Consider the following 14889-nt stretch of genomic DNA (forward strand, 5'->3'; position numbering starts at 1 on the left):
CTGGGATGCGCCGATTTTCTAGCCTTTTGTTGTTACTGATCGCGCTTATATCTGCGCCCGCCGCTGTGTGGGCACAGGGCGCTTTTTCCAACAGCGGCACACCTCATATTACTGCAAAGCTGGAGGCCGAGACGCTGCGCCCCGCGCCGGGCAGCGTGGTGACGCTGGCTTTCGTGATGACGCCGGAGCCGGGCTGGCACGGCTATTGGCTCAACCCTGGCGACGCGGGCAAACCGATAGAACCACGCTGGAGCCTGCCCGAAGGCGCGACCATCGGCCCCCTGCGCTACCCCGTGCCGCAGACGCTGCTGGTGGCGGGGCTGATGAACCATGTGTACGAAGGGCGCTACGCAGTGTTGGCGGACCTGCGTGTGCCGCCCGGCCTCACACCGGGCACAGTCATGCCGATAAAGGTGCATCTGGACTGGCTGGCCTGCACAGACGCCATCTGTGTGCCAGAACAGGCGAATCTCGCGCTCAGCCTGACGATAGGGGCGGCACAGCCCTCCCCAGAACATCAGGCGCGGTTTGATGACTATCGCCGGAAGCTGCCAAGGCCGCTTGGCGGAGCAGCTCTGTTTGCGGCGCAGGAAAACGGCAGCTTGCGCCTCTCGATCCCCTATCCCGCCGCCGCGCCGCTCGAAGCGCCACATTTCTTCAGCGCCGATGCTGGCGCGAAGAGCTATGCCGGCGCACAGACATTTACGCGCGATGGCGACCGCCTGATCGTGGCGATCGAGGGGCTTGCCCTGTCGGATAGCGACGCAGTGCGCGGAGTACTCAAGATCGGGCCGGATACGGGGCTGGATATCGTGGCGCGCAAGGGTGCGGTGCCGCAGCCCAGCGACTCAGGGAAGGGCTGGCGTGGGGTGCTCCTCGCGCTCATTGGCGCAATTGCGGGCGGGCTGATCCTCAACATCATGCCCTGTGTGTTTCCGGTGCTGAGCCTCAAAGCCATGAGCCTGCTGCGCGGCGCGTCTTCGCCCGCAGCTGCCCGCAAGGAGGCATGGGCCTATGCGGCGGGGGTCATGAGCGCGTGCATGGCTCTGGGCGGCGCAGTGATGGCATTGCGCGCGGGCGGCGCGAGCATCGGCTGGGCGTTTCAGCTGCAAAGCCCCGCAGTGGTGCTGATGCTGCTGGCCTTGAGCCTCGCCATCGCGCTGGAGCTGGCGGGCGTGTGGCGGATGGCGGCGCTCTCGATCGGCGAAGGCCTAGCCACCCGGCGCGGGCTGATCGGCGATTTCTGGAGCGGGGTACTGGTGGCGTTTGTGGCCACGCCCTGCACCGGGCCATTCATGGCGGGCGCTTTGGGCGCGGCGCTAGTGCTGCCGACCGGGGCGGCGCTGGCAATCTTTGCCGGGCTGGGGCTGGGCATTGCGCTGCCGTTTCTGCTGCTCGGCCATATCCCCGCGCTGCGCCGCGCCCTGCCGCGCCCCGGCCCGTGGATGGAGCGGGTGCAGCGCTGGCTGAGTATCCCAATGGCGCTGACCGTGCTGGGCCTGCTCTGGCTGCTATGGCGACAGGCGGGCGGTGCGGGGCTTGGCATTGGAGTTGCCGTGGCGACCGTACTAACGGCGCTGCTCTGGTGGCTGGGCCGGGCGCAGGCGCGCGAGCGGCGCTTTGCGGGACTGACTGCGCTGCTGGTCGCCGCAGCTGTTCTGGCGGGCGGCGGGGTGGCACTCAACAGCGCGCAGCCATCGGCGCAGGCGCTTGCCGCAAACAGCTTTAACCCTGCGGCGCTGGAGCGGGCACGCGCATCGGGCAAGCCGGTGTTCCTCTATTTCACGGCCGACTGGTGCTTGAGCTGCAAGGTCAATGAAGCAGGCGCGATCAACCGGGCGGAGGTGCAGGCGGCCTTTGAAAAGGCAGGCGTGCAGGTGATCGTGGGAGACTGGACCAATGGCGATCCCGCCATCACTCGCTTCCTCGAAAGCCGCCAACGCTCCGGCGTGCCGCTCTATCTCTGGTATCCGCCAAATGGGGGCGAGCCGAAAGAACTGCCGCAGATCCTGACGCCCGCGATGCTGGTAGCATTGGCACAGGGCGAGGGCTGAGCATGGCCAAGGCGCGGGTCGATCAGTTGCTTGTCGAGCGTGGTCTGGTGGAGAGCCGCGCACGGGCGCAGGCGCTGATCCTCGCGGGGCTGGTCTATAGCAATGAGCGCAAGATCGAGAAGGCAGGGCAGGCGCTGGCAGAAGACGCGCCGCTGGAGGTGCGCGGGCGCGATCATCCCTGGGTGTCACGCGGCGGCATCAAGCTTGCGCATGGATTGGCGCAGTTCGGCTGGGATGTGGGGCAAGCGGTGGCGATGGATGTCGGCAGCTCGACCGGGGGCTTCACCGATGTATTGCTCACCAATGGCGCGGCGCGGGTTTATGCGGTCGACAGCGGCACCAACCAGCTCGCATGGAAGCTGCGTTCGGACCCGCGGGTCATTGTGCACGAGCAAACCAGCGCGCGCATATTGACGCCCCAGCACATTCCTGAACCCATTGACATCATCGTGTGCGACGCGAGCTTCATTTCACTCGCCAAGGTGCTGGAACGCCCGCTGGAGTTCGCGGCTCCACACGCCCGGCTGATGGCGCTGATCAAGCCACAGTTCGAGGCGGGGCGCGAGGAAGTGGGCAAGGGCGGCGTGGTGCGCGACCCCGCCGTGCATACGCGCGTATGCCACGAAGTGCGCGGCTGGCTGGAAGGCAAGGGCTGGCGCGTGGAAGGCATAGACCCCAGCCCGATCACCGGGCCTGAGGGGAATATTGAGTTCCTGATCGCCGCACATCGGAGCGAAACCTGACCCAAAACAGCCCACAGCCTATCGGAGCGCTTGACGCAGCGCGTCCACGCAAGCATCTTGCGATGCAGCGAGACTATCACCAAAGTCTCGCTGTGGGCGACAGGGATTCGGCAATGCGGGATTTCGCGCGCGCGCAACAGGGTCACGCAGGCGGAAAGACTGAGTGGAATGAATGAGATAGCTTCGCAAGGCCAGCTTCGCATGTCCTATGTGCGCTGGGCCTTGTTCACGGTCCCCACCATAGTGTTTCTCGGCTATCTCTCTGGCCAGATCGCCAACAGCGGCTATCAGAACAACTGGTTCGCCGGCCTGGTGAAGCCGGATTTCATGCCGGAGGGCTGGGTTTTTGGGGCAGCGTGGACCATACTCTACACGCTGATGGGCCTGGCGGTCGCGGTGATCCTCCATGCGCGGGGGGCGCGGATGCGCGGCCTCGCCATCCTGTTCTTTCTGGTACAATTGATCGTCAACTATGCCTGGTCATTCGTCTTTTTCCGGCTCCATCTGGTGCCCGAAGCGCTGTGGATGATCGTGGCGATCTTCGTTTTGGCGGCACTGACGACTATATTGTTCGCGCGTATCCGCATCATCGCGGCGGTGCTGATGTTGCCCTATCTCGGCTGGCTGGTGTTCGCCGGTGTGCTGACGCTGAGCATCGACAAACTCAACCCCAACGCCAAGAACCTTGTCGCGCCGGGGCTGAGCACCCATATCTGAAGCCAACGCGCTTTAACGAGGACATCATGCAGAGCGAGAACCGCTTTTTCGACGATCTGAGCCGTATCATCAACGGCGCGGCGGGGACGCTGGCCGGAGTGGGCCGCGAGGTGGAGGCCAATGCGCGCGAAAAAGCCAAGGCCTGGATGAGCGGCATGGATTTCGTGAGCCGCGAGGAGTTCGAGGCGGTGAAGGCGATGGCCGCCACTGCGCGCGCGGAGGCCGAAGCGCTTAAAGTCCGGCTCGATGCGCTGGAGGGCAAAGCCGCCGCTCCAAAGAAGGCCAGAGTAACACGTAAAACACCCATAGCTGACTGAGCGCACACCTACTTACCAACAGCTTGTCCACAGCTTTGTTCACCAAAAGCTGGTATTCTTGCCGTGCCGGTGATGCTATGCTTGGCGTGAGAGCCTGGAGCGCGCTGCGTTAAATCTGACGCATGATGCGCGCTCTATCTTTGTGTTGTCGCATCGTTTTTTGCCAAAAACCGGTTCCCACTTTTTGGCACGATGCTCTAGGACCAAGCGCAATATGATGGAAAATGACGACTTCGAGCAGCATGGTCACGAGGCCGAGCCGCTGGATATGCTGGCCAGCTATTTCGAGGCGAACGGCTGGGCCTATGAGCATAATGGCGAGGACGAGATCTCCGCGACCATGCAGGGAAGCTGGACGCAGTATGAGCTGCGCGCAATCTGGCGCGAGGAAGACCAGGTGCTGCAACTGCTTGCCCTGCCAGACATCAGGGTAACGGACGAGAAGCGTAGCGCGATCTATGAGACCATCGGCCTTATCAACGAGCAGCTCTGGCTCGGCCATTTCGAGTTGTGGTCCAACAGCGGCGTAGTGTTGTTCCGCCATGGCGCGCTGCTGAGCGGAGGGGATGTGCTGACACTGGATCAGACCCAGTTGCTGGTTGAAGCCGCGCTGGACGAGTGCGAGCGCTTCTATCCCGTGTTCCAGTTTGTGCTATGGGGCGGCAAGACCCCTGCCGAGGCCCTCGCCGCGAGCATGATCGAAACGCGCGGCGAAGCGTGAGGGTATCGCGATGCCGCTGAACGGGCTCGACCGCCCTGTGCTGATGATCGGCTGTGGCACTATGGCCGGTGCGATACTTGCGCGCTGGCTGGAGACAGGGCTGGACCCCGCGCGCGTCACCGTTGTCGATCCGGGCCGGAGCGCACCGCCTGCACAGGGTGTAAGCCTGCTCTCCGCTCTACCCGCCGCGCTGCCTCCACGCGCGGTGATCATGCTGGGTATCAAGCCGCAATCGCTACCTGATGTAGCGCCCTTGCTCTCGCCCCTGCTTGCCAACGGGCAAATTATTATCTCTATCCTCGCCGGCGTCACCGTGGCGGGGCTGCGCGCCGCGCTGGGCGAGAAGACCGATATCGTGCGCATCATGCCCAATACGCCGGTGGCGCTGGGCAAAGGGGTGTGCGCGCTTTATGCCGATGCGCATACGGATGCCGGACTGGTGGACGAGGCCCAGCGCCTCCTCGCGCCGCTGGGGCTGGTGGAGCGCATTGGAGCCGAGGCGCAGTTCAACCTCATCACGGCCCTCACCGGGTGCGGCCCGGCCTTTGTGTTCCGCTTTATCGACGCGCTGGCACACGCTGCCACGACGCTGGGGCTCGATGCAGATCAGGCTGCGCGGCTCGCAATGGCGACGGTAGAAGGTGCAAGCGCTCTTGCCGTGCAAGCGGGCGAGCCCCCCGCTATCCTTGCCGACAAGGTGGCGAGCAAAGGTGGCATGACCCGCGAGGGGCTGGATGTGCTGGATGAAGGCGGACGCTTTTTCGCCCTCCTTACCGAGATGATGCGCGCGGCGCGAGACCGCGGCGAGGAACTGGAGCGACTGGCCTCGGCGGGATGATCAACCCCGCAACCCGAATACCATCGTGCGGTCTTCGGGCGGGATCAACCCTTCCAGCACCTGCCAGAAGCCGCTGACGGAGCCTTGCCCCGCCTGTACATAGGCTGCCGCCATTTTGGTGCGCAGAGCCTCGAACAATGCGGCTTCCATCCGGCTGCCCTCCGCTGTGAGGCGAAGCTGTTTTTGCCGACGGTCACGGTTGCCGGGGCGGGTTTCCACCAGCCCGCGCTCGATCAGATCGTTGAGCACACGCCCCAGCGACTGCTTGGTGATCGCCAGTAGCGACAGCAGCTCGCTCACAATCAGATCCGGCTGGCGCGCAATGAAATAGAGTGCGCGATGATGCGCACGGCCCAGCCCCTGCTTGCCAAGATCGGCATCGATCGCGCGGGTCATGTGGCTGTATCCGAAATAGAGCAGCTCAATTCCCCGGCGGATTTCATCCTCACGCAGGAACAGGGGCGACGCGGTTGATCCAGTGGAAGCCATGGCCTTGTGTTGGCGGCTTTGCTTGGCATTGGCAAGAGGGATGCACCGCAAAGCACATGGGTGACACGAGGTGGGAAAAGACTATTCCCTTTCCTGTCTCAGCCGCTATATGCCGCTGTCTCTAGCCGGGTGATGCCCGGTTCTTGGGGCGTCGCCAAGCGGTAAGGCAGCGGCTTTTGATGCCGCCATGCGCAGGTTCGAATCCTGCCGCCCCAGCCAATCTCTCCACACATGCCCGTCGCCCAGTGCCCGCACTGGATGTGGCCAGCATACGGCTCCGGGCGGCGGCCTGATCGGCCCGCCCGGAGCCTGTTCAAATCAGAATTTCAATGCTTTGGCGCGCTTCACACCGGGCAGCTTGCATATGGTGTCGAGCACATTCTGCGGAATGGCGTCGTCCACAGAGAGCAGCAGCACCGCCTCGCCCCCCGCAGAGCGGCGGCCAAGGTTGAAGGTGCCGATGTTGATTCCTGCCTCGCCCAGCGCGGTGCCGACCCGGCCGATGAAGCCCGGCGTATCCTCATTGACGATATAGAGCATATGGCCCTCCAGCTCCGCCTCCACGCCGATGCCGAACATCTCGACCAGGCGGGCCGCGCTGTTGCCGAACAATGTACCCGCAACGGAGCGCGCGCCCTGGCTGGTGTTGACGGTAACGCGCACGAGCGTGTGATAATCGCCCTCGCGGTCGTGCCGCACTTCGCGCACATCAAGACCACGCTCGCGCGCCAGATAGGGCGCGTTGACCATGTTCACCGTGTCGGAATAGCGGCGCATGAAGCCCGACAGCACCGCGCCGGTGATCGGCTTGATGTTCAGCTCCGCCGCCGCGCCCTCAACCTCGATGGCAATATTGTCGAGATCATCCGCCGCGAGCTGGCCCACGAGGCTGCCCAGCTTTTCCGCCAGCGCCATATAGGGCTTGAGTTTCGGGGCTTCCTCGGCAGAGAGCGAAGGCATGTTGAGCGCATTGGTGACGCCACCGGTCATCAGATAGTCTGACAGCTGCTCCGCCACCTGAAGCGCGACATTGACCTGCGCCTCGCTGGTCGATGCGCCGAGATGGGGCGTCGAGATGAAGTTGGGCGTGCCGAACAGCGGGCTGTCCTTGGCCGGTTCCACCGCGAACACATCCAATGCCGCGCCCGCGACATGGCCGCTATCGAGCGCGTCCTTGAGAGCCACCTCGTCAATCAGCCCACCGCGCGCGCAGTTGATGATGCGCACGCCCTTCTTGGTCTTGGCGAGGTTTTCGCGAGAGAGGATGTTGCGCGTCTGATCGGTCAGCGGCGTGTGCAGCGTGATGAAGTCCGCGCGGGCGAGCAGCGTGTCGAGATCCGCTTTCTCCACGCCCATTTCGACAGCGCGTTCAGGCGTGAGGAACGGATCGAACGCGACGACCTTCATCTTGAGGCCTAGCGCACGGGAGGCGACGATGGAGCCGATATTGCCCGCGCCGATGAGGCCCAGCGTCTTGCCGGTGACTTCGACGCCCATGAAATCGTTCTTGGGCCATTTGCCCGCCTGCGTCTGCGCATTAGCCTCAGGAAGCTGGCGCGCGAGCGCGAACATCAGCGCGATGGCGTGCTCTGCCGTAGTGATCGAGTTGCCGAACGGCGTGTTCATCACCACCACGCCCTTGGATGAGGCATAAGGGATGTCGACATTATCCACGCCAATGCCGGCGCGGCCAATCACCTTGAGGTTGGTGGCGGCATCGAGAATTTCCTTCGTCACCTTGGTAGAGCTGCGGATGGCGAGGCCGTCATACTGGCCGATCATCGCTTTCAGTTCTTCCGGGGTCTTGCCGGTGATAACATCCACTTCAACGCCGCGATCCTTGAAGATCTGCGCGGCTTGCGGGTCCATCTGATCGGAAATAAGTACCTTGGGCATGGGAATGATCCTTTGCTATTCGTCACCCCGGACTTGATCCGGGGTCCCGCTTTTCTCTGCGGGCAATGATTGCAGCTGGACCCCGGCTCATCGGCCGGGGTGACGCCGGTTCAGGCAGCGACCTTGGTGGACGCATAGGCCCAGTCGAGCCAGGGGCCGAGCGCCTCGATATCGGCGGTGTCCACCGTCGCGCCGCACCAGATGCGCAGGCCTGCCGGGGCATCGCGATACCCCGCGATGTCATAGGCCGCGCCTTCCTTTTCCAGCGCGCCCGCCATCGCCTTGATGAAGGCTTCATCCGCGCCCTCGACCGTGAGGCAGACGGACGTGGTGGAGCGGGTGGCGGGATCGGGTGCGAGATGACCGAGCCAGCTGCGCTCCTCGACGATCTTGCCCAGTGCCGCCGCATTGGCGTTGCTGCGGGCTTTCAGGCCTTCGAGTCCGCCGACAGACTTCGCCCATTCGAGCGCAAAGATCACGTCTTCCACAGCCAGCATGGATGGGGTGTTGATCGTCTCGCCCTTGAACACGCCCTCGGCGAGCTTGCCCTTGGACACGAGGCGGAACACCTTGGGCAGCGGCCATGCGGGAGTGTAATTCTCCAGCCGCTCCACCGCGCGGGGGCCGAGGATGATGACGCCATGGCCGCCTTCGCCGCCCAGCACCTTCTGCCACGAAAATGTCGTTACATCGAGCTTGTCCCACGGCATGTCGTAAGCGAACACCGCCGAAGTCGCGTCACAGAAGCTGAGGCCTTCGCGATTGTCAGCGATCCAGTCGCCGTTCGGCACGCGCGCGCCGGATGTGGTGCCGTTCCAGGTGAACAGCACGTCGTTCGACCAATCGACGGCGCCGAGATCGGGGATGCTGCCATAATCGGCGCGCAGGATCGTGGGATCGAGCTTCAGCTGCTTCGCCGCATCCGTGACCCAACCCTCACCAAAGCTCTCCCAAGCCAGCGTCGTGACAAGTTTCGCGCCCAGCATCGTCCACATCGCCATCTCGAACGCGCCGGTATCGGAACCGGGCACGATGCCGATGCGGTGCGTATCGGGCACCTGCAAAACCTCGCGCATCAGATCGATCGAAAGGCCGAGGCGCGCCTTGCCGATCTTCGCGCGATGCGAGCGGCCCAGCGATTCGGTAGCGAGTTTGGAGGCTTCCCAGCCCGGCGGCTTTGCGCAGGGGCCAGAGGAAAAATAGGGGCGGTTCGGCTTTCCAGCCGGCTTGGTAACGTCAGTCATGGTATGCGTCTCCTTGCAGAGAGCACGCGCGGCGTTGGGACCGCGTGGCCCGTCGGCGGCTCTAGCGTCTGGAAGGTTAATGTCAAATGAAAAGAGGCGCCCGTAAGGACGCCTCTGTTTCAATATATTGTAATATAATGATAAACTGGCTTATGGCGCCTTGTAAAGCACCTGCCCACGCCGCAGGACGAGCCGCTTTTCCAGCGTCACCGGGTGCCAGAAGGACTCCACCTTGTCCCCCTCAGGCGTGATGCCATAGACCTCGTAGCAATCCTTGCTGGGATGCGCCTTGGTGATCTTCCATCCCTCGGCGGTCATCTTGGCCTTGAGCGCATCCAGCGATTTCCACTGGTCCTTCGGCCCGCTGTTGCAGGTGACGTTGCCATGCGCAAAGGCTGTGCCGGATGCACCGGCGAGCCCTGCTACCGCCAGTGCAACAGCCAGTTTGAGTGAATTGGAACGTGTCATGGAGTGGTCCTTTTCCTGAGTAACATGTATCGAATCGCCGCCGCACCATAAAGCAGCAACATGGGCGCTGCATGAACAAGCGGCTCGGTCCAGCCATACATCAGCAAAGCCCAGTGAATGATCGTCAGCGCGACAACGCCGTAGAGCAACCGCTGCACCAGCTTCCATCGGCGGCGCAGCAGACGCATAGACCAGTCGTTGCTGGCCGCGGCAGGCAAGGCCATGAGGAAAAAGGCGAACCAGCCGGTCCAGATACCAGGCGCGCCAATCTCTGCCAGAATGAAATCCAACGATCCCATGTCCGCCAGATAGAAACCGAGGTGCAGCACCGCATAACAAAAGGCCGCAACGCCGATATTGCGCCGCCTGCGCATCAGCCATTGCAGAAACGGGCGGCGCAGCCCGAACAGACGCACGAACGGGCCAATCGCCATCGCCGCGAACATCAGTAGCGCCGCCGCCTCGCCGCTGGGTGGTATCGCATCGGCCAAAACCCATTCTGCCGACCGCATATCGGCATAAAGCCTCAGCAGAGGCAGCATCAGGAATAGATATAGGGTAGCGTCAGCAAACCTGGTGCGGGTCATCATGCGGCCACCATATAGCTTGCCCTGTCTTTCTCAATGCTATTGATATACAATATCATTAATACCCCCTCGTGCGACCAGACTCCCGCCCTGCCCTGTTCATCGCATGTTCAATGCGCTTGGTGCGAACTATGGTTATTGTCATAGTGCAGAGGAATGGGGGAAGGCGGCAATTTCCGCAATGGGCGTGATGGTGTGTCTGAAATGGGGCCGTGAGCTGGGGCTGGCGTTGATAGCGGCGCTCATGCTTTCGGCCTGCGCGGGTGACATGATCCCCGCTGGCAAACGCGCGCAGGCCCGAAAGCCATCGACACCCCCCCGCTATGGCGTGAACAGCGCCGAGTTCCGCCAATGCGCTGCCAAGCTCTCCAGCCTCGGCGCGCGCTTCACGCCTTTGCCAGACCGCAGCTTCGGCGGCGGCTGCACCGCCTATGGCGCCGTGCAACTCGATCAGATCAACGTGCCGGTGCAGGGGCTGGGCGTGATGACCTGCCCTGTGGCGCAGAATTTCGCGGCTTGGGCGCTCTACGGCGTCGCACCCGCTGCGCGCATCTATTTCGGCGTCGAGCTTGTGCGGATAGACACCTTCGGCACTTACAACTGCCGCGTCATAGCGGGCAGCAGCCGCCTTTCGGAGCATGGCCGCGCCAATGCGATCGACATTTCTGGCTTCCTGCTGGCCGACGGGCGACGCATTTCGGTGCAGAACGGCTGGAACGGCGACGCGGCTTCCCAAGCCTTTCTGCGCGCCGTGCGCACCAGCGCGTGCAGGCGGTTCCGCACCGTGCTCAGCCCGGATTACAATGCCGCCCATCACGACCATCTGCATTTCGATATGGGCGGGCGCGGCGGATATTGTCGCTGAACCACACCCTTTCTTCCGATCTTAACCAAAACCCGCTAGGCTCATTCCATGACACAGAAAAATATCGGAGAGCGCATCTTCCGCCCAGCCCGGCAGGAGGCGCGAGACGCCAAGGTCACCGTCGATACGCCTCAGACGCAGAGCGCATCCTACCGCCTCGCCTTTCAGGATACCGAATTTCTGCTGCGCGAGGATCTGCGCCCGGTGCGCTTTCAGCTGGAGCTGATGAAGCCAGAGGTGCTGCTGGATGAGGCAAATATCGTCTCCACCTTCGTGTTCTATGGCTCGGCCCGCATCCCCTCGCCGGAAAAGGCACAGGCGCTCATTGATGCAGCGCGATCGGACCGAGACAGGCGCATCGCCAATAATCTCGCCGCCAAGGCGAAATATTATGACGAGGCGCGCAAACTGGCCCGCCTTGCTGCCGCCTGCCCGACCGATTCGGCCGGCTGCCGCCATTTCGTCGTCTGCTCCGGCGGTGGCCCCTCGATCATGGAAGCCGCCAATCGCGGCGCGCACGATGTCGGCGCGCGCAGTATCGGTCTCAACATCGTGCTGCCTCACGAGCAGGCGCCCAACGAATATGTGACGCCGGAGCTGAGCTTTCAGTTTCACTATTTCGCGCTGCGCAAGATGCATTTCCTGATCCGCGCCCGCGCGCTGGCGGTGTTTCCCGGCGGCTTTGGCACCTTCGATGAGATGTTCGAGCTGTTGACCCTGGTGCAGACCGGCAAGATTAAGCCGATCCCCATATTGTTGTTCGGGCGCGATTTCTGGAACCGTGTCGTCGATTTCGAGGCGCTGGTGGAAGAAGGCGTGATCGCGCCGTCTGACCTCAACCTTATCACCTGGGTCGAGACGGCTGAAGAGGCCTGGGCTGCGGTCAACGCCTTTTATGAGGAGCGCGACGCCCCGGCAAACTGACAGCCGGGCGTGCTGGACTTTCGCGCCAATATCGTTACGCGCTTGTGCACATGAAGAGCCTCGGCATCATCGGTTTTGGCGATTTCGGCAGGCTGGCCGCAGCGCATCTCGGCGCGCGGTTCGATACTGGCGCGTTTGACGCGCATGTCCCCGCCGATGAGATAGCCGCCAACGGCGCGCGCCCTCTCACCTTTGCTCAGGCTGCCGCGTGTGAGGTGGTGATGATCGCCGTGCCTGTGCAGGATATGGAGCGGGTGATCGAGGCCCTTGCCCCGCTGGTGAAACCGGGTGCGACCGTGCTTGATATCGCTTCTGTCAAGGTGCTGCCGAGCCAGTGGCTGGCCAAACATCTGCCCGAAACCGTCCACATCGTACCCACGCACCCGCTGTTCGGTCCGCAGAGCGTGGCGCGCGACGGGCTGGCCGGGCGGCAGCTCGTCATCTGCCCCTTGCGCGGCGAACAGCACCTCAAGGTTGCGGCTTTGGGCGAGGAAATGGGCCTGCGCATCCAGATCACCACCGCAGAAGAGCATGACCGCGAGATGGCCTATGTGCAGGCGCTGACGCATCTGGTCGGGCGGACCCTCTCGGCAATGAATATCCCGGACGAGATGCTGAAAACCCAGAGCTACCAGCATTTGCTCGATCTATGCGACCTGCTGAAGCGTGACAGCTTCGCACTGTTCAGCGCCATCCAGACGCTAAACCCCTATGCCGACGAGATCACGCAGGAGTTTGTGGCCCGCGCCAGCGATCTGCTGACGCAGGCGCACCAATCTTCTCAACGATAGAAGATGTGATTGTCGATCACGGCAACGCGCGGGCGCGCCCAGCCGGGGTTTACCCGGCGCGCATGGAAATAGAGAGCGCCCTCAGCGGGGCTGACCCATTTATTATCGAGCGCGATGCGCGATATGGCCACTGCTCTCTTCCAGTGCGGATGGTTTGTATCGGGCTGGGGGATGACTCCACCCCGCACAAAGCTGAACTGGCCGGGCTGACGCACCACGCCGCATAGACTGTTGCCAAAACGGCTGGATTTCCCGCGGTTGATCACGACACGAGCGACAGCCAGCTGGCCCAGTGGCGTTTCACTGCGCGCTTCATAGAAGACAGCGCTGGCGAGGCAGCGCTCCTCCTCGTTAAGCGGTGCATCGACATCTGTGTCGGCAACCAATGCAGTGAGCGAGGTGTAGGATTTTTCTGACTGGGATGGCGATGCAGCCTGATCTTCAGGAGCAGCAGGCTGGGAAAGGATGGGCAGGCTGTCCTGCAATACGGCATAAGCTACCGGGACAGGCTCTGAAATCGGCGCACTCTTTGCGGCCGTCTGGGTCGAGCCTTGGGGGATGGTGTCATCCGCCCGTGAGATGCCACCGATAAAGGCGGCAGTAAGCGAAAACATGGCAATTGCCGCACCGGATGCGGTCTTGGAATAAATCGTCATATAACTTCAAAATATGCGGTTGGTCGGTCGCGCGCGTCACATCCTCTTATGTTATCAGACGCCGGACCGCCCCCCGTCTGCGTGTTTACCGCGTTCCGTCCCCTGTTGAACGGTAATCGGCAACCTGCGCATGGAGTTGTGGGCGGGCCTATGCTTCGGTTCGTCGCAGAAGTCAACCTTGGGTCATAATAGCAGCGGCAAGGCGTTCCGCGTTTGCGCTATCGAGTTCAATTATCCATAGATCAGGGTCAGAGCGGCGGCGGCGTTCAATATATTGTGCCAGCTCGATCTCATTGCCCCAAGATTGTGTGGCTATAGGGGTTAATGTGTAACCCTTTGAAAAATCCGGCTGGCGCTCGAACAACTTGAGCTCCGCGCCAGGATTTCGGCTCTGCACAAGAATGGCCCCGGCATTGTCGTCGCCCTTGTGCAAAACCGCCGCAAAGCCGCCATCCGCCTGCGTCGCGCGGATCAGCGCCTGAATGAGAAGGCGGCTGGTCGCCCGCGCGGTCATCGGGTGAAGCGAGTCAGATCAGGCCGCGGCATAGCCGGGCAGCGATGACAGCGCATATTGCGAGCGCATGAAGGTGCCGGTGCCGCGCCCCACCTCCTCGCCGTCGGAATCAAACAATGTAGCTTCTGCTACATAAACCCGCCGCCGACCGCTGAGCCAGCGCCCTTCCGCCCGCGCCATGCCAGCGCGCAGCGGCCGCGTAAAGAGCAGGTTGAAGCCAGTCGTTAGCAAAAAACGATCGCTCACCAGGCTGTTCGCGGCATAAAAGGCCGCGTCATCGAGCATCTTGAAATATACGGTGCCATGCACAGCACCTGCGGCATGATAGACTGTCTCGTCCACATTGAACTCGATCACTGAGCGCCCCGCATCCGGTATGCTGAGCCGCGAGGGGAACATCCGGTTGATCGGCGCAGAGGCATAGAGCCGCTCCAGCGCGCGAAAATGGGCGGTCTCGCCACTCAGACCGGCGAGAGGGGAAAGCGCCGGATCGCCCTCAGGCGGCGTCACGCGCCTCATCCCCGACCAGCAATGCATGCAACGCTTCGCTCGATCCCGCGCCCCTGATCCGGGCTGCGTTCTGGCCGCTACGCAGATAGCGCGAGACGCGCGCCAGCATCTTCAGGTGCTCTGCCCCGCTATCGGTAGGGGAAAGCAGCGAAAAAATGATGTCAACGGGCACCTCATCGACGGAATCGAATGCGATCGGTGTTTCCAGCCGAACGACGAGGCCGCAGACATGGGCAAGTCCGGGAATCTTCGCGTGAGGAATCGCAATGCCATTGCCGAATCCGGTCGAGCCGAGGCGCTCACGCTCGTTCAGACGATCATACACCTCATCGGCACTGAGCCCATAGGCGCGGGCAGCCATATCAGCAAGCTGTTGAAAAAGCTGCTTTTTATTGCCTGCCGTCACTCCTGATACAACTGTTTCAGGAACCACGAGATCATGGAAATCCGTCATCACAATGCTCTAATCCCGCGGCAGCTTTTTTGCTGCCGGCGGCATCTCGCTCTCACCCGCGAATGCCACGCTTATTCCCAAAGCCCGCGGCCATAGGCGCA

At 62.6% G+C, this 14889-nt stretch carries 18 protein-coding genes and 1 tRNA gene; 10 read left to right on the forward strand and 9 right to left on the reverse strand.

The genetic code is table 11. The features are described from left to right. Positions 1 to 5 precede the first annotated feature (5 nt). From EQG66_RS02505 to proC, 6 genes are all read left to right on the forward strand, one after another. Entirely contained in the window at positions 6 to 2054 is a 2049-nt protein-coding gene (locus tag EQG66_RS02505; protein ID WP_129402978.1) for a protein-disulfide reductase DsbD family protein, read from the forward strand. Positions 2055 to 2056: 2 nt separating this feature from the next. Continuing rightward, positions 2057 to 2797, forward strand: a complete 741-nt coding sequence (locus EQG66_RS02510) for a TlyA family RNA methyltransferase (RefSeq protein ID WP_129402979.1) — start codon at positions 2057 to 2059, stop codon at positions 2795 to 2797. Between the two features lie 168 nt (positions 2798 to 2965). Next, positions 2966 to 3514 (forward strand): TspO/MBR family protein, encoded by a 549-nt coding sequence (locus tag EQG66_RS02515; protein ID WP_129402980.1) that lies wholly within the window; start codon positions 2966 to 2968, stop codon positions 3512 to 3514. A gap of 26 nt (positions 3515 to 3540) precedes the next feature. Then, positions 3541 to 3831: an accessory factor UbiK family protein gene (locus EQG66_RS02520; RefSeq protein WP_129402981.1), complete on the forward strand. Its 291-nt coding sequence runs from the start codon at positions 3541 to 3543 to the stop codon at positions 3829 to 3831. Positions 3832 to 4045: 214 nt separating this feature from the next. Then, positions 4046 to 4552, forward strand: coding sequence for a type III secretion system chaperone family protein (locus tag EQG66_RS02525; protein WP_129402982.1), 507 nt, complete (start codon positions 4046 to 4048; stop codon positions 4550 to 4552). A 10-nt stretch (positions 4553 to 4562) separates the two neighbouring features. Beyond that, positions 4563 to 5390 (forward strand): pyrroline-5-carboxylate reductase, encoded by an 828-nt coding sequence (proC, locus tag EQG66_RS02530; RefSeq protein ID WP_129402983.1) that lies wholly within the window; start codon positions 4563 to 4565, stop codon positions 5388 to 5390. Here the strand turns inward: proC and EQG66_RS02535 are convergent, their stop codons facing one another. After that, a complete protein-coding gene (locus EQG66_RS02535; protein WP_129402984.1) occupies positions 5391 to 5879 on the reverse strand; it encodes a MarR family winged helix-turn-helix transcriptional regulator in 489 nt (162 codons plus the stop codon). A gap of 144 nt (positions 5880 to 6023) precedes the next feature. Between EQG66_RS02535 and EQG66_RS02540 the strand changes: the two genes are divergently transcribed. Continuing rightward, positions 6024 to 6098 (forward strand) — tRNA-Gln (locus EQG66_RS02540). 99 nt (positions 6099 to 6197) lie between these two features. On the opposite strand, the gene serA is transcribed toward EQG66_RS02540, so the two are convergent. The 4 genes from serA to EQG66_RS02560 all read right to left on the reverse strand — a co-directional run bounded on the left by serA (position 6198) and on the right by EQG66_RS02560 (position 10077). Further along, positions 6198 to 7775 (reverse strand): phosphoglycerate dehydrogenase, encoded by a 1578-nt coding sequence (gene serA, locus EQG66_RS02545; protein ID WP_129402985.1) that lies wholly within the window; start codon positions 7773 to 7775, stop codon positions 6198 to 6200. 110 nt (positions 7776 to 7885) lie between these two features. Then, a complete protein-coding gene (locus EQG66_RS02550; protein ID WP_129402986.1) occupies positions 7886 to 9019 on the reverse strand; it encodes a phosphoserine transaminase in 1134 nt (377 codons plus the stop codon). A gap of 150 nt (positions 9020 to 9169) precedes the next feature. Beyond that, positions 9170 to 9487 (reverse strand): PepSY domain-containing protein, encoded by a 318-nt coding sequence (locus EQG66_RS02555; RefSeq protein WP_129402987.1) that lies wholly within the window; start codon positions 9485 to 9487, stop codon positions 9170 to 9172. After that, a complete protein-coding gene (locus EQG66_RS02560; RefSeq protein ID WP_129402988.1) occupies positions 9484 to 10077 on the reverse strand; it encodes a ferric reductase-like transmembrane domain-containing protein in 594 nt (197 codons plus the stop codon). Before EQG66_RS02560 ends, EQG66_RS02555 begins: the two co-directional genes overlap by 4 nt. 187 nt (positions 10078 to 10264) lie before the next feature. Here EQG66_RS02560 and EQG66_RS02565 point away from each other — a divergent pair, with 187 nt between their 5' ends. From EQG66_RS02565 to EQG66_RS02575, 3 genes are read left to right on the forward strand one after another with little or no spacing between them, the layout of a single operon-like run. Beyond that, entirely contained in the window at positions 10265 to 10939 is a 675-nt protein-coding gene (locus EQG66_RS02565) for an extensin-like domain-containing protein (protein ID WP_425470214.1), read from the forward strand. Positions 10940 to 10987: 48 nt separating this feature from the next. After that, positions 10988 to 11863, forward strand: a complete 876-nt coding sequence (locus EQG66_RS02570) for an LOG family protein (protein WP_129402990.1) — start codon at positions 10988 to 10990, stop codon at positions 11861 to 11863. Between the two features lie 50 nt (positions 11864 to 11913). Continuing rightward, entirely contained in the window at positions 11914 to 12654 is a 741-nt protein-coding gene (locus tag EQG66_RS02575) for a prephenate dehydrogenase/arogenate dehydrogenase family protein (RefSeq protein WP_129402991.1), read from the forward strand. Here the strand turns inward: EQG66_RS02575 and EQG66_RS02580 are convergent. From EQG66_RS02580 to EQG66_RS02595, 4 genes are all read right to left on the reverse strand, one after another. Beyond that, positions 12645 to 13310 (reverse strand): cell wall hydrolase, encoded by a 666-nt coding sequence (locus tag EQG66_RS02580; protein WP_129402992.1) that lies wholly within the window; start codon positions 13308 to 13310, stop codon positions 12645 to 12647. The two genes, EQG66_RS02575 and EQG66_RS02580, sit on opposite strands and share 10 nt — an antisense overlap. A gap of 172 nt (positions 13311 to 13482) precedes the next feature. Beyond that, the gene (locus tag EQG66_RS02585; protein WP_129402993.1) at positions 13483 to 13824 is read right to left on the reverse strand and encodes a DUF1491 family protein; all 342 of its coding nucleotides are present in this window, start codon (positions 13822 to 13824) and stop codon (positions 13483 to 13485) included. Between the two features lie 18 nt (positions 13825 to 13842). Next, entirely contained in the window at positions 13843 to 14343 is a 501-nt protein-coding gene (locus tag EQG66_RS02590; protein WP_245987808.1) for a PaaI family thioesterase, read from the reverse strand. Next, positions 14321 to 14788, reverse strand: a complete 468-nt coding sequence (locus tag EQG66_RS02595; RefSeq protein ID WP_129402995.1) for a PTS sugar transporter subunit IIA — start codon at positions 14786 to 14788, stop codon at positions 14321 to 14323. The genes EQG66_RS02590 and EQG66_RS02595 overlap by 23 nt, the downstream gene beginning before the upstream one ends. Between the last annotated feature and the right edge of the window lie 101 nt (positions 14789 to 14889).

Source organism: Sphingobium fluviale, from assembly GCF_004122115.1.
Classification (GTDB): Bacteria; Pseudomonadota; Alphaproteobacteria; order Sphingomonadales; family Sphingomonadaceae; genus Sphingobium; species Sphingobium fluviale.

Bases quoted from the DNA above. Each gene is read 5' to 3' on its own strand.
- EQG66_RS02595 (WP_129402995.1), bottom strand. From the start codon at position 14,788: ATGACGGATTTCCATGATCTCGTGGTTCCTGAAACAGTTGTATCAGGA.
- EQG66_RS02515 (WP_129402980.1), top strand. From the start codon at position 2,966: ATGAATGAGATAGCTTCGCAAGGCCAGCTTCGCATGTCCTATGTGCGC.
- EQG66_RS02535 (WP_129402984.1), bottom strand. From the start codon at position 5,879: ATGGCTTCCACTGGATCAACCGCGTCGCCCCTGTTCCTGCGTGAGGAT.
- serA (WP_129402985.1), bottom strand. From the start codon at position 7,775: ATGCCCAAGGTACTTATTTCCGATCAGATGGACCCGCAAGCCGCGCAG.
- proC (WP_129402983.1), top strand. From the start codon at position 4,563: ATGCCGCTGAACGGGCTCGACCGCCCTGTGCTGATGATCGGCTGTGGC.
- EQG66_RS02505 (WP_129402978.1), top strand. From the start codon at position 6: ATGCGCCGATTTTCTAGCCTTTTGTTGTTACTGATCGCGCTTATATCT.
- EQG66_RS02565 (WP_425470214.1), top strand. From the start codon at position 10,265: ATGGTGTGTCTGAAATGGGGCCGTGAGCTGGGGCTGGCGTTGATAGCG.
- EQG66_RS02550 (WP_129402986.1), bottom strand. From the start codon at position 9,019: ATGACTGACGTTACCAAGCCGGCTGGAAAGCCGAACCGCCCCTATTTT.
- EQG66_RS02520 (WP_129402981.1), top strand. From the start codon at position 3,541: ATGCAGAGCGAGAACCGCTTTTTCGACGATCTGAGCCGTATCATCAAC.
- EQG66_RS02590 (WP_245987808.1), bottom strand. From the start codon at position 14,343: ATGAGGCGCGTGACGCCGCCTGAGGGCGATCCGGCGCTTTCCCCTCTC.
- EQG66_RS02575 (WP_129402991.1), top strand. From the start codon at position 11,914: ATGAAGAGCCTCGGCATCATCGGTTTTGGCGATTTCGGCAGGCTGGCC.
- EQG66_RS02580 (WP_129402992.1), bottom strand. From the start codon at position 13,310: ATGACGATTTATTCCAAGACCGCATCCGGTGCGGCAATTGCCATGTTT.
- EQG66_RS02525 (WP_129402982.1), top strand. From the start codon at position 4,046: ATGATGGAAAATGACGACTTCGAGCAGCATGGTCACGAGGCCGAGCCG.
- EQG66_RS02555 (WP_129402987.1), bottom strand. From the start codon at position 9,487: ATGACACGTTCCAATTCACTCAAACTGGCTGTTGCACTGGCGGTAGCA.
- EQG66_RS02570 (WP_129402990.1), top strand. From the start codon at position 10,988: ATGACACAGAAAAATATCGGAGAGCGCATCTTCCGCCCAGCCCGGCAG.
- EQG66_RS02585 (WP_129402993.1), bottom strand. From the start codon at position 13,824: ATGACCGCGCGGGCGACCAGCCGCCTTCTCATTCAGGCGCTGATCCGC.
- EQG66_RS02510 (WP_129402979.1), top strand. From the start codon at position 2,057: ATGGCCAAGGCGCGGGTCGATCAGTTGCTTGTCGAGCGTGGTCTGGTG.
- EQG66_RS02560 (WP_129402988.1), bottom strand. From the start codon at position 10,077: ATGATGACCCGCACCAGGTTTGCTGACGCTACCCTATATCTATTCCTG.